Annotated in this window: 17 protein-coding genes and 1 pseudogene; 16 read left to right on the top strand and 2 right to left on the bottom strand. The window is 35.8% G+C overall.

The window, feature by feature from the left end:
* The first annotated feature begins 83 nt into the window (after window positions 1–83).
* The 6 genes and pseudogenes from tgt to KO527_RS11300 all read left to right on the top strand — a co-directional run bounded on the left by tgt (window position 84) and on the right by KO527_RS11300 (window position 11774).
* Entirely contained in the window at window positions 84–1223 is a 1140-nt protein-coding gene (gene tgt, locus KO527_RS11325) for a tRNA guanosine(34) transglycosylase Tgt (RefSeq protein WP_216040404.1), read from the top strand.
* 92 nt (window positions 1224–1315) lie between these two features.
* Complete coding sequence (gene yajC / locus KO527_RS11320) at window positions 1316–1654, top strand: preprotein translocase subunit YajC (protein ID WP_216040403.1); 339 nt, start codon at window positions 1316–1318, stop codon at window positions 1652–1654.
* Between the two features lie 87 nt (window positions 1655–1741).
* Window positions 1742–3598: a protein translocase subunit SecD gene (secD, locus tag KO527_RS11315; protein ID WP_354668615.1), complete on the top strand. Its 1857-nt coding sequence runs from the start codon at window positions 1742–1744 to the stop codon at window positions 3596–3598.
* Between the two features lie 12 nt (window positions 3599–3610).
* On the top strand, window positions 3611–4555 hold the full coding sequence (gene secF / locus KO527_RS11310; protein ID WP_216040402.1) for a protein translocase subunit SecF: 945 nt from the start codon (window positions 3611–3613) through the stop codon (window positions 4553–4555).
* Between the two features lie 117 nt (window positions 4556–4672).
* Window positions 4673–5383 (top strand): annotated as a pseudogene (locus KO527_RS11305) (EAL domain-containing protein); the annotation flags it as partial.
* A 334-nt stretch (window positions 5384–5717) separates the two neighbouring features.
* A complete protein-coding gene (locus KO527_RS11300) occupies window positions 5718–11774 on the top strand; it encodes an Ig-like domain-containing protein (protein WP_216040400.1) in 6057 nt (2018 codons plus the stop codon).
* A gap of 101 nt (window positions 11775–11875) precedes the next feature.
* Here KO527_RS11300 and suhB read toward each other — a convergent pair whose 3' ends face one another.
* Window positions 11876–12679, bottom strand: coding sequence for an inositol-1-monophosphatase (suhB, locus tag KO527_RS11295; RefSeq protein WP_216040399.1), 804 nt, complete (start codon window positions 12677–12679; stop codon window positions 11876–11878).
* A 234-nt stretch (window positions 12680–12913) separates the two neighbouring features.
* Between suhB and trmJ the strand changes: the two genes are divergently transcribed.
* The 8 genes from trmJ to fdx all read left to right on the top strand — a co-directional run bounded on the left by trmJ (window position 12914) and on the right by fdx (window position 19567).
* The gene (gene trmJ, locus KO527_RS11290) at window positions 12914–13654 is read left to right on the top strand and encodes a tRNA (cytosine(32)/uridine(32)-2'-O)-methyltransferase TrmJ (protein WP_042151799.1); all 741 of its coding nucleotides are present in this window, start codon (window positions 12914–12916) and stop codon (window positions 13652–13654) included.
* 382 nt (window positions 13655–14036) lie between these two features.
* The gene (gene iscR, locus KO527_RS11285; protein WP_216040398.1) at window positions 14037–14525 is read left to right on the top strand and encodes a Fe-S cluster assembly transcriptional regulator IscR; all 489 of its coding nucleotides are present in this window, start codon (window positions 14037–14039) and stop codon (window positions 14523–14525) included.
* A 22-nt stretch (window positions 14526–14547) separates the two neighbouring features.
* A complete protein-coding gene (locus KO527_RS11280) occupies window positions 14548–15768 on the top strand; it encodes an IscS subfamily cysteine desulfurase (RefSeq protein WP_216040397.1) in 1221 nt (406 codons plus the stop codon).
* 94 nt (window positions 15769–15862) lie between these two features.
* A complete protein-coding gene (gene iscU / locus KO527_RS11275) occupies window positions 15863–16246 on the top strand; it encodes a Fe-S cluster assembly scaffold IscU (RefSeq protein WP_042151807.1) in 384 nt (127 codons plus the stop codon).
* A 31-nt stretch (window positions 16247–16277) separates the two neighbouring features.
* A complete protein-coding gene (gene iscA / locus KO527_RS11270) occupies window positions 16278–16601 on the top strand; it encodes an iron-sulfur cluster assembly protein IscA (protein ID WP_042151810.1) in 324 nt (107 codons plus the stop codon).
* 150 nt (window positions 16602–16751) lie between these two features.
* Window positions 16752–17279: a co-chaperone HscB gene (gene hscB, locus KO527_RS11265; protein WP_216040396.1), complete on the top strand. Its 528-nt coding sequence runs from the start codon at window positions 16752–16754 to the stop codon at window positions 17277–17279.
* A 29-nt stretch (window positions 17280–17308) separates the two neighbouring features.
* Complete coding sequence (hscA, locus tag KO527_RS11260) at window positions 17309–19171, top strand: Fe-S protein assembly chaperone HscA (protein WP_216040395.1); 1863 nt, start codon at window positions 17309–17311, stop codon at window positions 19169–19171.
* Window positions 19172–19228: 57 nt separating this feature from the next.
* Complete coding sequence (fdx, locus tag KO527_RS11255) at window positions 19229–19567, top strand: ISC system 2Fe-2S type ferredoxin (protein WP_042151819.1); 339 nt, start codon at window positions 19229–19231, stop codon at window positions 19565–19567.
* A 94-nt stretch (window positions 19568–19661) separates the two neighbouring features.
* Here the strand turns inward: fdx and KO527_RS11250 are convergent, their stop codons facing one another.
* Window positions 19662–20042 (bottom strand): hypothetical protein, encoded by a 381-nt coding sequence (locus KO527_RS11250; RefSeq protein ID WP_216040394.1) that lies wholly within the window; start codon window positions 20040–20042, stop codon window positions 19662–19664.
* A 215-nt stretch (window positions 20043–20257) separates the two neighbouring features.
* On the opposite strand from KO527_RS11250, the gene KO527_RS11245 reads away from it, so the two are divergent.
* Both KO527_RS11245 and iscX read left to right on the top strand, forming a co-directional pair.
* Window positions 20258–21814, top strand: coding sequence for a methyl-accepting chemotaxis protein (locus KO527_RS11245; RefSeq protein ID WP_216040393.1), 1557 nt, complete (start codon window positions 20258–20260; stop codon window positions 21812–21814).
* Between the two features lie 126 nt (window positions 21815–21940).
* Window positions 21941–22144, top strand: a complete 204-nt coding sequence (gene iscX / locus KO527_RS11240; RefSeq protein ID WP_042151826.1) for a Fe-S cluster assembly protein IscX — start codon at window positions 21941–21943, stop codon at window positions 22142–22144.
* Window positions 22145–22205: the final 61 nt, after the last annotated feature.

The following is a 22205-nucleotide window of genomic DNA, read 5'->3' as shown; positions in this document are numbered from 1 at the left end:
CGTTTATACTCAAGCATCTTGGTATGTTTTGAGCGTATAATCCCTAAATTAGTTGGACTGTTTTTCCGGCAAACGAGGTAACAATGAAATTTGAATTAGACCGTACTGACGGTAAAGCCCGTCGTGGTCGCCTGATCTTTGATCGTGGCGTAGTAGAAACCCCTGCTTTTATGCCTGTGGGTACATACGGTACTGTAAAGGGCATGACGCCAGATGAAGTAAAAGAAACTGGTGCGCATATTTGTCTAGGTAATACTTTTCACTTAATGCTTCGTCCTGGTACTGAAATCATTAAACAGCACGGTGATTTACATGACTTTATGAACTGGGATAAGCCAATCTTAACCGATTCAGGTGGTTTTCAGGTTTTCAGCCTAGGTAAAATGAGAAAAATCACTGAAGAAGGTGTCATGTTTAGCTCTCCGGTAAACGGTGACAAAATCATGCTGACACCTGAAAAATCAATGCAAGTTCAGCGTGATTTAGGTTCAGATATTGTAATGATATTTGATGAATGTACGCCGTACCCTGCAACTGAAAAAGAAGCTAAAGATTCAATGGAATTATCTCAGCGTTGGGCTAAGCGTTCTAGAGCTGAGCATAACAATGTTGAAGACGGTAAAAGTCCAGCTGCGTTATTTGGTATTATTCAAGGCGGTATGTATCCAGAGCTTAGAGCGCAATCTCAAAAGGGTTTGGAAGAAATCGGTTTTGATGGTTATGCATTAGGTGGTTTATCTGTTGGTGAGCCAAAAGAAGACATGATCAATATTCTTGATGAATGTGCTTATAAAATGCCAGAAGAAAAACCGCGTTATTTAATGGGCGTAGGTAAACCTGAAGACTTAGTAGAAGCAGTTCGTCGTGGTATCGATATGTTCGATTGTGTTATGCCAACACGAAATGCACGAAATGGCTTTTTATTCATTACAGATGGTATCGTAAAAATCCGTAATGCGGTGCATAAAACTGATACAGGCCCAGTTGATTCTGAGTGTGACTGTCATACATGTAAAAATTACTCTCGTGCATACTTACACCATTTAGACAAATGTAATGAAATTTTAGGTTCGCGATTGAATACAATTCATAATTTACGTTATTATCAGCGCCTGATGCAAGGTTTACGTGATGCAATCAGTGAAGGTAAATTAACTGAATTTGTTGAAAACTTTTATGCCATTCGAGGCCAAGAAGTACCAGAACTAAAAGAAAATACTTAATTAAGCGACAAGGCAGCTTTGCTGCCTTGTAATTTATGGGCACAAGCCCAATCTATAACATATTCAAAAATAGTAATACTAAAGAGGTTTTTATGAGTTTTTTTATGTCAAATGCATACGCAGCTGATGCGCCAGCAGCAGCGCCAGGTGGCGGTTACGAAATGTTAATTATGCTAGCGCTTTTCGGCTTAGTATTTTATTTTTTAATTTATCGCCCACAAGCTAAGCGTGTTAACGAGCATAAATCATTAATGAGCGCACTTGGTAAAGGCGATGAAGTACTTACGCAAGGTGGCTTAGTAGGCAAAATCTCTAAAGTTGCTGATGATAAAGATTTTGTAGTAATTGCTTTAAATGACCAAACACAAGTTACTGTACAAAAATCAGCAGTTTCAGCTGTGTTACCAAAAGGCACAATGAAATCTTTATAAGATGATTTGTGTGTTAAACAATAGTTTAACTTAGGCTATAAATTTTTATTTATAGCCTACTTATAAAAAATAAGAAGGATACAACAGGTGAATAAGTACCCATTATGGAAGTACTTGATGGTATTGGCGATAGTGATTATTGGTTTAATATACTCATCTCCAAACTTGTATGGTCGTGATCCGGCAATACAAATATCAGGTGCAAAAGGCGCAACAGCCGATTTAGCTGTTTTAGATACTGTATCTAAAACGATGACTGATAATAATATAGAATTAAAATCGTCTGAACTGGTTAAAGATCAAGTTTTAATCCGTTTTAAAGATGTAGATTCACAGCTTAAAGCACAAGATGTTTTAAGGGATGTTTTGGGTGATGGTTATATATCTGCAATTAGCATGATACCAGATACACCTAAATGGTTAGCAAGTTTAGGTGGTTCACCTATGAAGCTAGGTCTAGATTTAAGCGGTGGTGTTCATTTCACGATGGAAGTGGATATGGCAACTGCCGTTAATAAATCTATGGAAACTATGGTTCAAGATTTTCGCAGTGACTTACGTGGTGAAAAAATTCGTTATAGAACGATCCGTCGTGTAAGTGGCCAAGATAAAGTACAAGTTGTAATGCGTACTGCTGAGCTAAAAGATAAAGCGGAAAGATTCTTAAAAGATAGTTATAGAGATTACATATTTACTGATGATCGCAGTAATGATTTAGCATTTGTTGTTAGCTTAAGTGATATCAAATTAAAAGAAATACAAACTTATGCAATCAAGCAAAATGAAACAATTATTCGTAATCGTGTAAATCAAATTGGTGTTGCTGAACCAAATGTACAGCGTCAAGGTGCTGAACGCATAATTGTACAATTACCAGGTATTCAAGATACTGCACGTGCCAAAGAGATTTTAGGCGCTACAGCTATTCTAGAATTTCGCTTAGTTGACGAAAATTCAGATGTACGTGACGCAGCTGCAGGTCGTGTACCACCAGGTTCTGAAATTATCATGCATCGTCAAGGTTACCCTGTTTTACTGAAAAAACGTATTATTTTAGGTGGCTCTCATATTACTGGCGCACAGTCTGGTAATGATGAAAATGGTCGCCCACAGGTTAATATTCAGTTAGACAGTAAGGGCGGAAATAAAATGTCAGCCTTTACTAAAACAGCTCAAGGTAAGCGCATGGCAACTGTTTTTATCGAATATAAACCGTCTGGTAAAAAAGATAAAAATGGCAAAGCATTGCCACCTATCAAGGTTGAAGAAGTTATTAATGTCGCAACTATTCAAGCTCGCTTAGGCCGTTCATTCCGTATTACAGGTTTAGATAATCCAGCTGAAGCACATACTTTAAGTTTATTACTTCGTGCCGGTGCACTTGTAGCGCCAATTCAAATTGTTGAAGAGCGTACTGTTGGTCCAAGCTTAGGTAAAGAAAATATTGAAAAAGGTATGACAGCTGTTGTATTAGGTTTTGCTTTAGTACTTGCATTTATGTTTATGTATTACCGTAAATTTGGTTTAGTGGCTAACTTAGCGCTAGCTGCAAATCTTGTTCTGATATTTGGTGTAATGTCACTTATTCCTGATGCCGCGTTAACTTTGCCAGGTATTGCAGGTATTGTACTGACAGTTGGTATGGCCGTTGATGCTAACGTGCTTATATTCGAACGTATACGTGAAGAGTTAGCTGAAGGGCGTAGTCCACAGCAAGCTATTCATGAAGGTTATAACAGTGCCTTTAGTACAATTTTAGATGCCAATATTACAACATTAATTGCAGCTGTGATTTTGTACGCTGTAGGTACTGGTCCGATAGCTGGTTTTGCTGTGACACTTGCAATAGGTATTCTAACGTCGATGTTTACTGCGATAGTAGGTACTCGTGCCGTTGTTAACTTGATCTGGGGTGGAAAACGCCTAGATACGCTGTCGATATAAGAGAGAATATACATGCAATTATTAAATGTTAAAGGCACGATAGGTTTCATGGCGAAACGTAAAATCGCCATGATATTTTCGGCCATATTGATGATATCTTCAATCGGTATATTTTTTGGTAAAGGATTAGAGCTTGGCTTAGATTTTACAGGCGGTACATCTGTAGAGGTTGGTTTTTCACAACCAGCCGATCTAAATAAAATCCGTACAGTATTATCTGAAAATGGTTTCCCTGATGCATCATTACAGCTGTTCGGTACTAGTACGGATGTATTAATTCGATTAGCAGAGCGTGGAAAAGACGTAAAAGCAGAAGTCATAGGTAATCAATTGATGGATGCGATGATGCTTGTTGATGAAAATGCACAAATGCGTCGAATTGAGTTTGTAGGTCCAAGTGTAGGTGAAGATTTAAAAGAGCAAGGTGGCTTAGCTATGCTGACTGCGCTTATTTGTATCTTAATCTATGTTGCTATGCGTTTTGAATGGCGCTTTGCTTTAGGTGCTGTTGCAGCACTTGCGCATGATGTTATTTTGACTGTTGGTCTGTTCTCATTACTGGGTTTAGAGTTTGATTTAACGGTATTAGCGGCGATTTTAGCGGTAATTGGTTATTCATTGAATGATACGATTGTTGTATCTGACCGTATTCGTGAAAACTTCCGTAAAGTGCGTATTGACGATACGTTAGAAATTATTGATATGTCTCTAACGCAAACTTTTAATCGTACATTAGTTACATCAATCACAACATTACTTGTATTAATTGCCTTATTTGTTTGGGGTGGCCAAATCATTCATGGTTTCGCTACAGCATTATTATTTGGTGTATTTGTTGGTACTTATTCTTCTATTTATGTTGCAAGTGCAGTAGCAGTAGCACTAGGTGTAAGTAAACACGATATGATACCTGAAGTAGTTGAAAAAGAAGGTGCTGAATTTGATGAAATGCCATAAGCATTTCTAAATTTATCGACCTTTTATAAGCGACTCAATTGAGTCGCTTTTTTTTGCAATAAAACTGTCATGTAAATTTCATACAATCATAGCATCAAATAAATTAGGTACATAGTTATGCGCTCTGATGCAGATTTTTTTACTGAGATAATTAAAAACGAAATGATCACAACTGTATTTCAACCAGTTTTTGATTTTGGTAATAAAACTATTTTAGGATATGAGGCATTAAGTCGAGGTCCTGAAAATTCAGTATTAGAATCACCTGAAGCATTATTCAAACTCGCATCAGTAGAGCAAAAAATATCAGAACTAGAGCTATTATGTCGTAAAAAAGCGATAGTAAATTTTGCTAATTTAAAGCTAGAGGGCAAGCTTCTTTTAAACGTAAGTCCTAATGTTTTATTAGATCCCGCTCACCCGAAAGGAGAAACACTAAATCTGTTAGCGCAAAATGATCTCGCTACAAATCGTGTAATTATTGAAGTGACAGAACAAGAAAAAGTTGCCGATGATGCATTATTCAAACAAACAATTCAGCATTATAGGGAGTTAGGTTTTGCCATTGCCATAGATGATTTAGGTGCAGGTTACTCTGGATTAAAGCAGTGGTCAGAGTTATTACCTGATATTGTGAAGATTGACAGGTATTTCATAGATCGTTGCGATCAGAGTTTTGTAAAAAAAACCTTTTTGAAAATGATTATTGAATTAGCAAAGGAAACTGGTACACAAGTGATTGCTGAAGGTATCGAAAGAGATGAAGAGCTATTATTATTGAAAACCTTAGGCATTAATCTAATGCAAGGCTATTTATTGCAAAGGCCAATAAAACTCCCTCAAACACCACCCGACTTCCCTATATTTAATGTTGATAAATTATTACCAAAGAGTGCTTAACTTTACTTAAGCCCCGAAATATAGAGTGTTAAATCCTTTCAATATCTAAATTTTTTATTAATTAATATATAAGATATTGGCAGTAATTACTTTTATTGGTTTCTTTCTTGCATGATTTATAGCTTATCGTTTTCGATTGAAAGCTTGGTTATGAGGTGATAATTTAAATTCAGACTCATATATTTAGCCAATAGCACTTAAAATTATATTTTAAAAGTTAATAACGAAAGCTAATTACTTATTTCATCTAAAAGTGAAAACTATGAAAATACTGCCATTTACGATTTTGTTAATCATATTATTATCTGGTTTTAATTCTCAATCGGTTAATGCTGCCCCTATTGTTACAGGTGTTTCTTTACCTAATTCCATTCATAAAGTTGGCGATAGTGTTACTGTAACAATTTTTGCAGATCAGACTGGTTTAACGCTTGTGTCAGGCGCGGTTAACGGTGTGAGTTTAACTAATTTCGCTGATCTAGGAAATAATAACTATTCTGCTGCTTATGTTATTGCTGATGGTGGTAATGATGTCATTAGTGGTGCAGATATTTCGGTCGATGTGATTTTACAAGATAGTGGTAATATTCAAAGTAATCAATATACAACAGCTATTGCACAAAACGCAGATGCGATTTATGCAAATTATCCAGAAGTGAACTTAAGTGTTTCTTCAAATTCTATTTTAGAAAATAGCGGCGTATCTAATGCCGTAGCAACTTTGAGTGGCAGTTTAAATAATCAATGGCCAGCATCAATAAATGCTAGTTTGTCATTTTCAGGAACTGCAACGGTAGATGTGGATTATACAAAGTTAGACAGTATTTTAATTCCTCAATTGAGTACTTCATCATCAATTTCCATTACCGGCAGAGTCGATAACCTACATGATGCAGCTGTTGATGAAACGGTAATTATAACTTTAGATAGTGTATCTGAAGGTACCGTTGGCACAACCGTTCAGCAAACAGTTACTATCACTGATGCACAGTCAGCACCAGTTGTTCTATTATCAGTCGCTTCAAATACGGTATCTGAACTAGATGGCTCCTCAAACATCACTGCTACTTTAAGTAATGAAACCTATGCAGATGTGATTGTTAATTTAGTTTACTCAGGAACAGCAGCTTCAGGAGCTGTCGATTACAATACACCAAGTAGCTCTATCACAGTTCAAGCCGGCGCTTTATCTGCAAATGCGGATACAGGTATTACTGCGATAGATAATGCCACAATAGAAGGTAATAAAACGATTATTATCGACATTGCGAGTGTCATTGGTGGTAGTGAAAGTGGTGTACAACAGCAAACAGTTACATTAGTAGATGATGAAACCGCTAATGTTAGTTTAAATGTTAATGCAACTTCAATTGCTGAAGCGACAGGTTTTACAGAAATTACAGCAACCTTGAACCAAGCAACATTTGAAGACGTCACAATAACTTTAACTTACTCTGGTACAGCAACAAGCGGTAGCGATTATATAACTCCAAATTCAACTATTACAATTACCCAAGGCCAAACAACTGGCTCAACTAATTTAACTGCTATTCAAGATACTAATGAAGAATCAGATGAAAGCATTATCATTGATATCACAAGTGTTAATGGTGGTGTCGAAAGTGGGGTACAGCAACAAACTGTATTTATTCTTGATGATGATAATGAAACTCAAGCAGATATCGTTTCTGTTAACGAAGATAACCAAGTTTTAATTGATGTACTGAGTAATGATGATGGTTTAGGTAATGACTTAAACCCTGCCAGTGTTACTGTGGTTACTGCTCCAACCAATGGCTCAACTACTGTAAATACTGTAAATGGAATTGTGACTTATACGCCAAATGATAATTATTTTGGCTTAGATACATTTAGCTATGTTGTAACAAATCTAAGAGGAACAGTTTCCAGTGCAACGCCAGTAACTATAACGGTTAATAGTGTGAATGATGCACCGATTGCGGTTAATGATACGACAAGCGTAACAGAAGACAATACGGTAGTGATAGCGGTTTTAACTAATGATACAGATGTTGATAACATCGCAGAAATTAGTAGCAGTACAGTTGCAGTGACTACTCAGGCTGCTTTTGGTAGTACGACAGTGAATAGCAATGGTTTAATCACGTATAAAGTGAATGATGACTATTTTGGAAGTGATATTTTTGAATATACTGTCAGTGATATTCATGGTGCGGTATCAAATACAGCAAGTGTTAGTATCAATATTTCAGGCAATAATGATGCGCCTCGAACCGTTAATGATGAAGTAACCACAGAAGAAGATACAAGTGTAAGAGTTAAAGTGCTTGATAATGATGAAGACATTGATGGCTCTATGGATATCACTAGCGTTGCATTAGTGGTAATGCCAAAAAATGGTAGTGTAGAGGTTCAATCAGATGGCAGTGTGATTTATACCCCAAATAAAGACTATTTTGGTTTAGATACATTTACCTACACAGTTAAAGATACTGAAAATGCATTATCTAGTGAAGCTGATGTGAATGTAAGCGTTACTAGCATAAATGATGCACCAATAGCTGTTAATGACACTGTAGTACTCAAAGAAGATATTCCGCTAGATATTAACGCAATAGGCAATGATTCAGATGTAGATGGTACTATTAAATCAATAAAGGTTTTAGAAGCACCCACTCAAGGTAGTGTGATTATTGATACTTCAACATTACAATTGACCTATAGCCCAAATGAAAATTTCTTTGGTAGTGATAGTTTTACGTATCAAATAACAGATGACCTAAATGCAGAGTCAAATATAGCTACGGTGCTTTTAACTGTAGAAACTGTGAATGATAACCCTTTAAGTAATGATGATGAAGCACAAACTGATGAAGAGGTCGCTGTTGTAATTGATGTCTTGGAAAATGATCAAGACATAGATGGGCAATTGGTACTTCACTCTGTGATTGTTACGACTGCAGCAAAATTTGGTACTACTGAGGTTAGTGCTAGTGGAAAAGTCACTTATACACCGCAATTAGATTATGCTGGAGAAGATTTCTTTATGTATCAGGTCAGTGACGATCAAGATGGTAAATCAACAGCTGCTGTTTATATTCAAATTAATAATATTAATGATGCTCCGGTCTCTGTAGCTGAAACTGTATCTACTAAAGAAGATAAGGCATTAGCAATAGAATTAAAAGGAACTGATCCCGATAGAGATAATTTAATTTATACCTTAATGTCAGAACCTACAAATGGTACTTTAACGGGGGATGCCCCTAATGTTGTTTATCAACCCAATGAAGATTATTTTGGTGAAGATAGCTTTACTTTTAAAGTCAATGATAGTGTTTTAGATTCAACTAATGCAACTATCTCTATTAATGTTGAAGCCGTTAATGATGCGCCAGTTGGCAACGAAGAAACTATTTTTGCAATAGAAGATCAAATTACAAACTTCACAGTATCAGCAACAGATATTGAAGGTGATAATATTAGTTACACGCTGATTTCTCAGCCTAAAAATGGGGTTTTAACGGGAGAATTACCTAATTTAAGTTATACACCGATTGCAAACTATTTTGGCGAAGATAGCTTTACCTTTAAAGCAAGTGATGGTGATTTGGATTCAGATATTATAACGACATATTTGGATGTTAAAGCTGTTAATGATATTCCGATTGGAGATAAGCAATCTTTACAAGTATTAGAAGATGAATCTATATCATTTAAATTAACAGGTAGTGATATTGATAGCCAAGACTTGATATTCAAAATTATAAAAAACCCACCGAATGGTATAGTCAGTGGTCAACCTCCATTTTTAGCTTATACCCCAAATGGTGACTTTAATGGCGATGACAGTTTCACTTTTGAAGTACAAGACGGTATTGCAAAATCAGAACCTATCATAATTGATGTTATGGTTGACCCCGTAAACGATGCGCCATTAGCTAATAACGATCGCGTATCTAGAAGTAATTGGCAGACATTTAATATCATGGTACTTAATAATGATAGTGATATTGATGGTGATAATCTGAAAATTATAGGTGCCAATGCACAAACAGGTTCAGTATCTTGGGTTGATAGTATTTTAACTTACACCCCACTAGAGGGCTTAAATGGTACAGCGGTTATTGAATATCAGGTTTCTGATAGTTTAGGTGGTGAAGATTCAGCACTTGTTTTAGTTGATATCAATATGCCAGAAAATGAGTTACCAGTAATTACTAAGCCTAACGATATTGAAGTTGATGCTTCAGGTCTCTTTACTGAAGTTGAACTAGGCACAGCAACTGCGGTAGATAAAAATGGCAGCTCTTTACCTGTTACATTAAAAGATAAAAACGTTTTCTTTAAACCGGGTGTTAGCACTGTTTTTTGGCAAACAATTGATAGTAATAATCAAATAGCGGTTACTAGTCAAAAAGTAACTGTAGCACCTTTAATATCTTTACCTAAAGAGCAAAATGCAAAGGAAGGTTTTGCTGTTACTGTTGAAGTGAAGTTGAATGGCCTATCGGCTAGCTACCCACTCGCAATTCCCTATAAAGTCAGTGGTACAGCCCAAACGTATATCGATCATGATTTATCTAATGGCACTTTATTTATAGAGTCAGGTACTGTAGGTGAAATATCGTTTAATGTTTTTGAAGATGAATTAGATGAAGAGGATGAGACGGTTATTATTTCGTTAGGTAATGGTGTTAATCGAAGTGTTCAGTCTTCACACACTATTACCATTACTGAAGATGATATTTTGCCTCTGGTTAATCTTAAAGTTGAACAAGATAATATTCAAAGTACCATTGTGAATAAAGAAAATGGATTAATAGTGATAAGTGCTGAAGTTGAACATCCAGATCATAATCAACAATATCAATATAGCTGGACTAATACTGAGTTGTTATTAACTGATACAGATAATTCAGACTTTACTTTTAGTTTCGATCCTAGCCAACTAAATACCCGAAATTATCAGCTTAATTTAACTTTAATAGATTCAAGTACACAAGAAAGTATTTTGACTAAGCATATTACAGTCAAATTAGAGCCTGAGGCTGCTGACTTAGATGGTTCAGATACTGATTTAGATGGTATTCCTGATAATGTTGAAGGGCTAAATGACAGTGATAGCGATGGTATTGTTGATTATTTAGATTCGATAAATGAGTGTAATGTTTTACCTTCAAATTTAAAAAGTACTGGTAATTTCTTAATCGAAGGTGAAGGTGCAGGCTGCTTGCGTTTAGGTGATAAAGCAATAGATGGCGATATTACGGGTGCTTTGATTGAAAACGGTGCTGTTGATGATATCGATGCTTTAAATACAGGTGGTGTTTATGACTTTATTGTTGAGGGATTATCACCTACAGATCAAAGTTATAAAATTGTTTTTCCACAACTTAATCCCATTCCTGCAAACGCTTTATACCGTAAACAACTTGCGAGTGGAGATTGGCAAAACTTTGTTATAACAAGTCAAGATAAGGTGTTTTCTACTTCAGGTGATTATGGATATTGTCCTCCTCCAGGCTCTGAGATTTGGGAGTTAGGGTTAATTGCAGGTTATTGGTGTGTGCAAGTTCAGATATCAGATGGTGGGCCTAACGATGTTGATCAATTAGTTAATGGTACGATTGTAGATCCTAGCGGTGTTGCGGTTATTTATGATGGTAATCATCAGCCTGTAGCTGTAGATGATGCAGCTCAAACTAGAGTTAATACAGCTATCACGATAAATGCTTTAGCTAATGATACCGATAGAGATAATGATGCTTTAATTATTAATCCTGCGAATGCCGTGTTAGGAGAAGTATCCATCATTGAAAATCAATTGTATTATAAACCTATGAATGACTTTGTAGGTACTGAAACCCTTGTTTATGCAATTTCAGATGGTAAAGGCGGTGCTGACTTTGCTGAAGTAATCATTGATGTTATCGCTAATAAAGCGCCATTAACAGTCGATGATGTTGCAACAACATTTAAGGGTGAATCTGTAATAATTAAGGTACTTGAAAATGACAGTGATCCTGAAGATGATCAACTAAATCTTGTATCTGGGGTAGCGCAAAACGGTAGTGTGGCTATTAATACTGATAATACGCTGACGTATATTCCAAATAATGACTTTATTGGCGTAGATGAAATTAGCTATACCATTAAAGACTCTTTTAACGCACAAGCTATTGGTATAATAAAAGTAACGGTATCAGAAAAAGAAGTGACAGAACCTATTCCTTCACCAGATCCTGAAAAAGGAGGTAGTGGTGGTAGTTTATATTGGATTTTAATTTTGTTGATAGCTATTGGTTATCGTAGAAATCAATTAAAAGAGTTTTAATTCTGATAATTAAGTGACCAGCTAATTAACTGGAATAGTATTAATTAAAACAAAAAAGGAGCCTTAGGCTCCTTTTTTAATATCTATTTTTATCGTTTCAATTAACGTAATAATGTATCTGTTAAATGTGGACGAATTTCTTTAACGATAGCCTGTGATAATTTAGGGAAACCACAAATTAAGTTACCGCTTTCGTTGTAGTTATTGCCGCCTGTAAAGTCCATTAATAGACCGCCAGCTTCTTTAACAATAAGTTGACCAGCGATAGTTTCCCATGGTTTAGTTCCAATAGCATAAAATGCATCAACACGACCAGCTGCAACATAAGCTAAATCTAGTGCTGTACAGCCAGAGCTACGCATATCTGCAGTTTGTGTGAATAATGCTTGGAAACTTTTAGTGTAAGCCTCTAAATGATGCTTATGCTTACAAGGGAAACCAGTAGCTATAATAGTGCCCATAAGCTCGTTTGCTTTTGAAACACGTAAACGCTTACTGTTTAATTGTGCGCCTTGACCACGAGAAGAAGTGAATAACTCCCCACGAATTGGATCGTAAATAACGGCTTGGTCTAAACGACCTTTAACTTTAAGAGCAATAGAAACTGCAAAGTGTGGGATACCCTTAACGAAGTTTGAAGTGCCGTCAATTGGGTCAATAATCCATTGGTATTCAGTGCTCTTACCTTTATGCTCTCCTAGCTCTTCACCTACGATGCTATGATCAGGGTAAGATTTTAAGATAGTTTCACGGATAACTGCTTCAGCATCTTTATCTATGTTTGTTACAAGGTCATTGCTACCTTTTTGTTGTACTTCAATTTTGTTTGGCTCTTCGAAAGCACGAACAATAACTTTACCAGCGTTACGCGCAGCACGGATCGCAATGTTTAACATAGGATGCATAAGTATACCTTTGGATTATGTATGTAAAAGAACAATAAATCACACTGTGATTTAGCCGCGCTATTTTAGCGATTTTTATACTAAAGTAAATAGCATTTTTGAATTATTGCATTGTTTAACATTTAATCAATAATTTAAACCGATTATTTTTTAAAAGAAATCTAATAGCTGACGATTTTATTAATTATGGTAGAATTTACGTAATTAAATGAATTGTTCGGAATAACTTAAATCATGCTTTTAAATGAAGTAAGAGTCGTATTAGTAAATACATCACATAACGGAAATGTAGGTTCTGCAGCTAGAGCAATGAAAACTATGGGGTTGTCTAAATTATATTTAGTTGATCCTGTTAATGAAATTGACAGTCATGCTTCCGCATTAGCTGCAGGGGCAACCGATGTATTAGGTAATGCAGTTGTCGTTGATACTTTAGAAGAGGCAATAGCTGATTGTTCTTTAGTAATCGGCACAAGTGCTCGTTCACGTACATTATCTTGGCCTATGGTTGAGCCAAGAGAGTGTGGTGAAAAAATGATTGAAGGCGCTAAGTCTGGTCCTGTTGCTTTAGTCTTTGGTCGTGAAAACAGTGGTTTATCAAATGAAGAATTGCAACTGTGTAATTATCATGTGTGTATTCCAGCTAATCCTGAATATAGCTCATTGAATCTAGCTATGGCTGTGCAAACATTATGTTATGAAGTGCGTATGTCATATTTAGCATCACAAGAAATTGATAATCCAACTGAAGCAGTTGTTGAAGATGAAAGTAACTACCCAAGTTCAAAGCAAATGGAATTATTTTACGATCACCTAGAAACAACATTAAATGATACTGGTTTTATTATAAAACAGCATCCTGGTATTGTTATGACTAAACTACGTCGTTTATTTAATCGTGCACGCCCTGAAGAAGTAGAGCTAAATATTTTGCGTGGAATTTTATCTTCTATTGGTAAAACGATAAAAAAATAGATCTGCTTAGCTGTCTTTATAGCTCATTTTAAACTCATATTTAAATAGCCTGACTATTCTAATAAACATACTTGGCCCTTGATGGAAAACATTGAGGGTTGAGTAATTTATAGAATAGTGACTATGAGTACCGGCCCAAAATTTATAACAAAGATTCCAATTCTTATTACAAATATTACAGCTCCAAATTAAGGTTTAAACAGTTTAAACCTGAAATTTAATCATGAGGATAATACTTGACTAATTTACTCAGGTATTTAGAATGTAACAATACCTGAGCAAATTAGTCGGGTATTTAGTCGTAATGGTAATATAATACTTGACTATGTTAGTCAGGTAATTAAAATTCGCCATTCAAAATTGTTTAATTCTGGGGGCTCAAATGAAATTAACATCAAAAGGCAGATATGCAGTTACTGCAATGCTTGATGTTGCATTACATTCTCAAGTGGGTCCCGTATCGCTATCTGATATATCAGAACGTCAAGAAATCTCACTTTCATATTTAGAGCAGTTATTTGCTCGCCTTAGAAAACATGGCTTAGTACGCTCTATTAGAGGTCCCGGCGGTGGATATTTATTAGGTAAAGAAGCCGAAACTATTTCGGTTGGCGATGTGATTTCGGCCGTTGATGAATCTGTCGATGCAACAAAATGCCAAGGTAAAGGAAATTGCCAAGGTGGGTCACAATGCTTAACACATAATCTTTGGTTAGAGTTAAGTAGTAGAATTAAAGAATTTTTAGATAATATTACTTTGGGCGAATTAGTAACCCAAAGTGATGTTCAAGCAGTTTCAATGCGCCAAGACTCACATTTGAGTGAGGCCATTGCACAATTAGAAAATATTCAAATTAGTTATCAATTATAAGCAGGACCGGAGCAGATAAAAAATGAAGTTACCAATTTATTTAGATTACGCAGCAACTACACCGGTAGATCCGAGTGTTGCAGAAAAAATGATTGAATGTCTTACAATGGACGGAAATTTTGGTAACCCTGCATCGCGTTCTCACCGTTTTGGTTGGCAAGCTGAAGAAGCTGTTGATCAAGCACGTCACGACATTGCTGCTTTAATCAATGCAGATCCACGTGAAATCGTATTAACATCAGGTGCTACAGAGTCAAATAACCTTGCAATTAAAGGTGCTGCAAACTTTTACTCAAAAAGTAAAGGTAAGCATATCATTACAGTTAAAACAGAGCATAAAGCGGTACTTGATACTTGTCGTGAATTAGAACGCCAAGGTTTTGAAGTAACTTATATGGACGTTGAAGATAACGGCCTATTAGATTTACAAAAGCTAGCAGATGCAATGCGTGATGACACAGTACTTGTAAGTGTAATGCATGTTAATAATGAGCTAGGTGTTATTCAAGATATCGTGACTATTGGTGAAATGTGTCGCGAACGCAAAATTATGTTCCACGTAGATGGCGCACAAAGCGCGGGTAAAGTTGCAATTGACTTAAAAGAATTAAAAGTTGATTTCATGTCTTTCTCAGCACATAAAATATACGGTCCTAAAGGTATTGGCGCATTATATGTGCGTCGTAAGCCACGTGCGCGTTTAGAAGCACAAATGCACGGTGGTGGCCATGAACGTGGTATGCGTTCAGGTACTTTAGCAACACATCAAATTGTTGGTATGGGTGAAGCTTTCCGCGTAGCAAAAGAAAAATTTGAATCTGATCATGCTCATATATCTAAGCTTCGTAAACGCTTAATTGATGGCATGTTAAGTGAACTTGAAGAAGTTTACTTTAATGGCACACCTGATCAATCAGTACCAGGCATTGTAAATATTAGCTTCAACTATGTTGAAGGTGAGTCATTATTAATGGCTGTAAAAGATATCGCTGTTTCTTCAGGTTCTGCATGTACTTCAGCGAGCCTTGAGCCATCTTATGTTTTAAGAGCACTTGGTCGTAACGATGAGTTGGCACATAGCTCAATTCGTTTCAGTATTGGTCGTTTTACAACTGAAGAAGAAATTGATTACACAATTAAATTATTAAATAGTTCAATTGGTAAGTTACGTGATATGTCTCCTCTATGGGAAATGTTTAAAGACGGTATCGATTTAGATACTGTTGAGTGGGCTGGTCACTAATTTAAAAGAACATTAATGGGTGAATGCCCACTAGCCACTATTAACCGTAGCAATTAATAGTGGTCTGAAATGAATAGTAATAGAGGTAATAAGCATGGCTTATAGCGATAAAGTATTAGATCACGTAGAGAACCCAAGAAACGTTGGCGCATTTGATAAAAATGATCCAAGTGTAGCAACAGGCATGGTGGGCGCACCAGCTTGTGGCGATGTAATGAAATTACAACTTAAAATCTCTGATGATGGCATTATTGAAGATGCAAAATTCAAAACTTATGGTTGTGGTAGTGCAATAGCATCATCATCATTAGTAACTGAATGGGTTAAAGGTAAAACAATTAATGAAGCTGCTGAAATCAAAAATACTGATATCACTGCTGAATTAGAATTACCACCGGTTAAAATTCATTGTTCTATTTTAGCTGAAGATGCAATTAAAGCAGCTATCACAGATTATAAAACTAAGCATAATCAATAAGTAAGTTAACAAATAAAAGCAGGGCATTAGTATGGCAATCACTATGACAGACGCAGCAGCAGCGCGCGTTAAATCATTTTTAGATAATCGTGGCAAAGGTATCGGCTTGCGTGTAGGTATCAAAACCACGGGTTGTTCAGGCTTAGCATATGTTCTGGAGTTTGTTGATGAACTTGCTGAAGGCGATGAAACATTTGAACATGATGGTGTAACAGTTATTGTTGATGCTAAAAGCCTTGTTTATATTGATGGCACTGAATTGGATTTTGTAAAAGAAGGCTTGAACGAAGGCTTTAAATTTGTAAATCCAAATCAAAGTGGCGAATGTGGTTGTGGTGAAAGCTTCACCGTATAGTGATATCACAAAACTAGCATATTTTTATTCTACATTTAATATGTGGACAAGTATTTCTTGTAAAATATGATAGTGAAATAAGAGCCTCAACTTATATTGAGGCTTTGCTGTTTTTATTGATACAGCTTTAAATTAAGTTAAAGGTTTTAAATGAAGTACTTTGAGCTATTTTCTTTACCAGTTGATTTTAATATTGATTTGGCTTTGTTAAACCAAGCTTATTTACAATTACAAAAAGCAGTGCACCCGGATAAATTTGCGCATAATAGTAGTAAAGAACAATTACTTGCAGTGCAAAAATCAGCAGAAATTAACGATGCATTACATGTCTTAAAACATTCACTAAAACGCGCTGAATATATGTTAGCCGAGCGTGGTGTTGATATTCGAGCTGAGCAACAAACATTGCAAGACCCAATGTTTTTGATGCAGCAAATGGAGCTTAGAGAAGAACTTGAAGATATTAGTTCTGCAAATGATCCTGATGCAGCAATAGAAGCATTTGATAAAGAAATTAAAACGCTTGAAAACGATTTTCATCAGCAACTAAAAGCTTTGATAAATCAAACTGAATTAGCAGAACTAGAGCGTGCGGCAGATATAGTGCGTAAACTAAAATTTATTTATAAATTACGTGATGAACTTGAAAGGGTTGAAGACTCTTTATTTAATGATTAACGTATAACATTAAAATGGCAGTATTTTAAATGGCATTATTGCAAATTGCTGAGCCGGGGCAGAGCGCGGCACCTCACCAACATAAGTTAGCGATTGGAATTGACTTAGGTACAACCAATTCATTAGTCGCAACAGTTTTAAGCGGTGAAGCAAAAACTTTAGCTGATAAAGATAATCAGGTGATGTTACCTTCAGTTGTTCACTATACGCAAGATGGCATTGAAGTGGGTGCTAATGCATTTAAAAATGCTGCTTTAGATGCTGAAAATACCTTAGTATCAGTGAAGCGTTTTTTAGGTAAATCAAAAGCAGATATCGAAGCTGAATATGCGCAATTACCGTATAAACTATCAGAGCAAAATGGCATTTTTAATATTGAAACTTGTCAAGGCCCAATCAACCCGATCCAAGCATCAAGTGAAATTTTAAAAACCTTAAAAAATCGTGCCCAAGACTCTTTTGGCGGCGATGATATAACTGGGGCGGTGATCACTGTGCCAGCGCATTTTGATGATGCACAACGTCAAGGTACTAAAGATGCAGCTGAATTAGCTGGCTTAAATGTACTAAGATTATTAAACGAGCCAACTGCTGCAGCCGTAGCTTATGGTTTAGACTCTGGGCAAGAAGGTATTATTGCTGTTTATGATTTGGGCGGCGGCACATTTGATATCTCAATTTTACGGTTATCTAAAGGTGTATTTGAAGTATTAGCAACTGGCGGAGATGCTAGCCTAGGTGGTGATGACTTTGATGCTTTATTAGTTGAATACTTTAAACAGCAAACTGCGCACAATGAATTAGATGCCCCAACTTTGCGTTTGTTTATGAGTAAAGCAAAAGCATGTAAAGAAGCACTAAGCCAGTATAAAAAAGTAAATGTTGTATTAGAGTTTGCACAGCAAAGCCACACTGTTGAAGTAACTAAAGAGTTATTCAATGAATTAGCTACGCCATTGGTTAAAAAGACACTGCGCGCATGTCGTCGTACAGTCAAAGATGCGGGTATAACAAATGAAGAAGTATTAGAAGTTGTTATGGTAGGTGGCTCTACTCGTATGCCACTTGTACGTGAACAAGTAGGTCAATTTTTTGATAAATTGCCATTAACTTCAATCGACCCTGATCAAGTAGTTGCTATCGGCGCAGCAATTCAAGCTGATATATTAGTAGGTAATAAACCTGACTCAGATATGTTATTACTTGATGTATTACCTTTGTCTTTAGGTTTAGAGACTATGGGTGGCTTAGTTGAAAAAATTATTCCACGTAATACCACGATTCCAGTTGCGAGAGCGCAAGAGTTTACTACTTTTAAAGATGGCCAAACAGGCATGGTATTAACTGTTCTTCAAGGTGAACGTGAGTTAGTTGATGATTGTCGTGCACTGGCTAAATTTAGTCTAAAAGGTATTCCACCTATGGCGGCAGGCGCTGCACATATATTGGTTACTTTCAAGGTTGATGCTGATGGACTTTTAAGTGTAACAGCAATGGAAAAATCAACTGGTGTACAAGCAGAAATCCAAGTAAAACCATCATTTGGTTTATCAGATGAGCAAGTTGCACAAATGCTCAAAGACTCTATGAGTTTTGCTAAAGAAGATATGCAAGCGCGTATGCTTAAAGAGCAACAAGTAGAAGCGTTACGTGTTATTGAAGCAATTAATGCATCATTATCTGAAGCAAAAGGTTTATTATCAGAAGATGAGCTTGCAACATTAGAAGCTGAAATTAATAAGCTAATGCAGCTACGTGATACAGCAACAACGCCTGAGCAGCTTAAAGTAGGCATTACGCAGCTTGATAATGCAAGTTCAGACTTTGCTGCTCGCAGAATGGATGATTCAATTAAAAAGGCCCTAACAGGTCAATCAGTTGATCAAGTTTAAAGATATTTATTTTAAAAAGATTTAAAGCCGATTTACATCGACGAGGTTTATAATAAAATGCCACAAATTGTTTTTTTACCACATGAAGAGTTATGCCCTGAAGGCGCTGCAATTGAAGCTAAAACGGGAGAAACATTACTAAATGTCGCTCTAAAAAATGGTATATCAATCCCACATGCATGTGAAAAGTCATGTGCTTGTACTACTTGTCATTTAGTGGTTCGTGAAGGTTTTGATTCTCTAGAAGAGAGTGATGAACTTGAAGACGATATGTTAGATAAAGCCTGGGGCTTAGAGCCTGAATCACGCTTAGGTTGTCAGGCGATTATCGCAGATGAAGATTTAATTGTTGAAATTCCAAAATACAATTTAAATATCGTTAACGAAGATCACTAATTAAAGCAATTAACTAGTAGAGTGAAAGTTTTAAAGCCATTAACGCATGTTAGTGGCTTTTTGTTTTCTAAACTAACTTATTGTCTGCGTTAACTTAGCGTTTAGTCGCCATTATTTTTGTCGTACGGGTTTCTGAAACCGGCGGAATCACTGTCATGGTATCTAAAGTCACTTTAACACTAACTGCACCGCCACTTTCAATATCCTTCTTATCCAACTCACAATTAAACTCCCCTAAAATGCTCGCGTAGTAGGTGTCAAAGTGCTCAAATTGAACCCACCAGTAATTAGCGCGATCTTCTGGTTCATGTGTCCAAAATGTCACTTCACCAATACCAATAGTTTCACCAGGTTCTATTTGTAATGTTTTTCCTGCATTGTAGGCATCGTTTTTATAGTTGTGCAAAAAACTTACATGAAAAATTGTTTCTCCAGTTAAATTAGTGATTGAAACGTTTAAATTACCTTTATTCATAGAGCTCACCTAAATTTATTGTTTTTGGTTTAATTTAAAAAACTGCTTAAGCAGTGTCTTGATAAGCATAGGCAAGATTTTCATAAATACAGATTTAAATATAAAAAAACCTCTATAAATATGATATTAGCTACATATAAAATACAAAATTCAATTTTCTGCTTGTTAATAAATACACTATAATAAGCCCAGCGTGCTTAAAATAAGAATATAAAATGAAACAAAATAGACGAAATAGCGAAGTAATTAATGAAGAAGTTCTATTTAAAGATAATGAAGAATTAGTATCTACGACAGACTTACGTGGTGTTACCACTTATGCAAATGATATTTTTTGCCAAATAGCAGGGTATGAAGAAAGTGAGTTAATAGGTAAAAATCATAATATTGTAAGACATCCAGATATGCCAGCTGCTGCATTTAAAGATATGTGGGATCACCTTAAGCAAGGTAATTCTTGGCGTGGTGTCGTAAAAAATAAATGTAAAGATGGACGCTATTATTGGGTTGATGCTTATGTAACACCGATTATTGAAAATGGCAAAGTGACAGGCTATCAGTCCGTCAGAGTGAAACCTAGTGAGCAATTAAAGCAAACAGCGCAAAAAGCATATGATAAAATTAATAAAGGTGATTTAAGTGGGGTTTCAGAGTTAACTACTAGTAAAAAGCAGATAATCTCTTTAAGTGTTATAGGTTTATTAAGCTTTTTATTTGCCTATCAGTTCGGTTTTTTAGCGATGGGAGTGTTTATATTTTCTTTAGTTATATTAGCGATAATTTTCAGAGGTGAACTGGTTCAAACTCCGCAAAAAATATCACAATTGCAAAACGATTTTGATAGTGTAAGTCGCTTTATATATTCTGGTAAAGGCATGACTTCTGTGATTAATTTTCACTTGGGGTTACATCAAGCAAAAGTGAGAACCATATTGGGTCGATTTGTCGATTTAAGCAAAAACTTACAACAAGTAGGGCACAAATTAGATTCTACTTCAAATCAAGCGCAAGAAAGTATCGAAAATCAAAAGTGTGAATTAAACCAAATCGCCGCAGCGATGGATCAAATGGCTGCATCAACAAGTGAAATCGCACAAAACTCTGCTGAAACGCTAAATAAAGTCGAAGAAACATCAAGTATATGTGTTGAAGCTAATCAATTGATAGAAACTAGTTCTCAAAAAATAGAAAAATTATCTGAAGATGTATTATCTACCGCTTCTTCTGCGGATGGTTTAAAAGTTGAAATTAGTAAAGTAAATGACATGATGAATGAAATTAATGGCATAGCAGAACAAACCAATTTACTTGCTTTAAATGCTGCAATTGAAGCCGCTAGAGCAGGCGAGCAAGGCAGAGGTTTTGCGGTTGTAGCTGATGAAGTACGGTCTTTATCAACAAGAACACAAAAATCAAGTGAAGAAATTCAATCCTCTATTAGCTCAATGGTAAAAACAATTGAAAATTGGACTGCAGTTATGGAGCAGAACGTATTGCAAGCCAAAGAATGTAATGACTCGACATCAAGTTCACAACAATTAATGGCTCAAATAAATGAAATGATGAATGAGGTAATAGATTATTCATCTCAAATTGCAACGGCTGCACAGGAGCAGGGTGCTGTTGCAGATGATATTAATCATAATGTACGTACAGTTAACGAACTGAGTGAAGAGAGCCTAAATAATGCTAATATCGTTGCACAAAATGCCCATGAAATTAGTGAAGCACTAGATTATATAGAAACAGTAAGCAATACTTTTAAAGATTAGCTTTAATTTTAGAGCAAACATTATTAATAAAAGCCAATAATTGTCATGTTATTGGCTTTTTTATTGCTCTAAGGTATTTAAAATACTACTTTTATAGTAAGCGCTAGAAACAAAAAGGCATAAACAATGGGCTTACATTGGACTGATTCTTTTGGCATTGCTGAATCACTTTGTGATAAATACGCAGAGCAAGATCCTACTAAAATTAGATTTACAGAGTTAAGGCAATTAGTACTTAATTTAGATGAATTTGATGATGACCCGGAACATTGTGGTGAAAGGGTGCTTGAAGCGATCCAGCAGGCTTGGATTGACGAAGTAAGAGAATAAACAATATAGATTGATTGAATTCATAGTAATCAAAAATAAAGCTAGGTAAAATTAAAGCTTA

This window comes from Pseudoalteromonas sp. C2R02, assembly GCF_018860845.1.
Classification (GTDB): Bacteria; Pseudomonadota; Gammaproteobacteria; order Enterobacterales; family Alteromonadaceae; genus Pseudoalteromonas.
The sequence above is the reverse complement of the archived record's forward strand: the minus strand, read 5'-3'. Positions and strand labels throughout refer to the sequence as shown.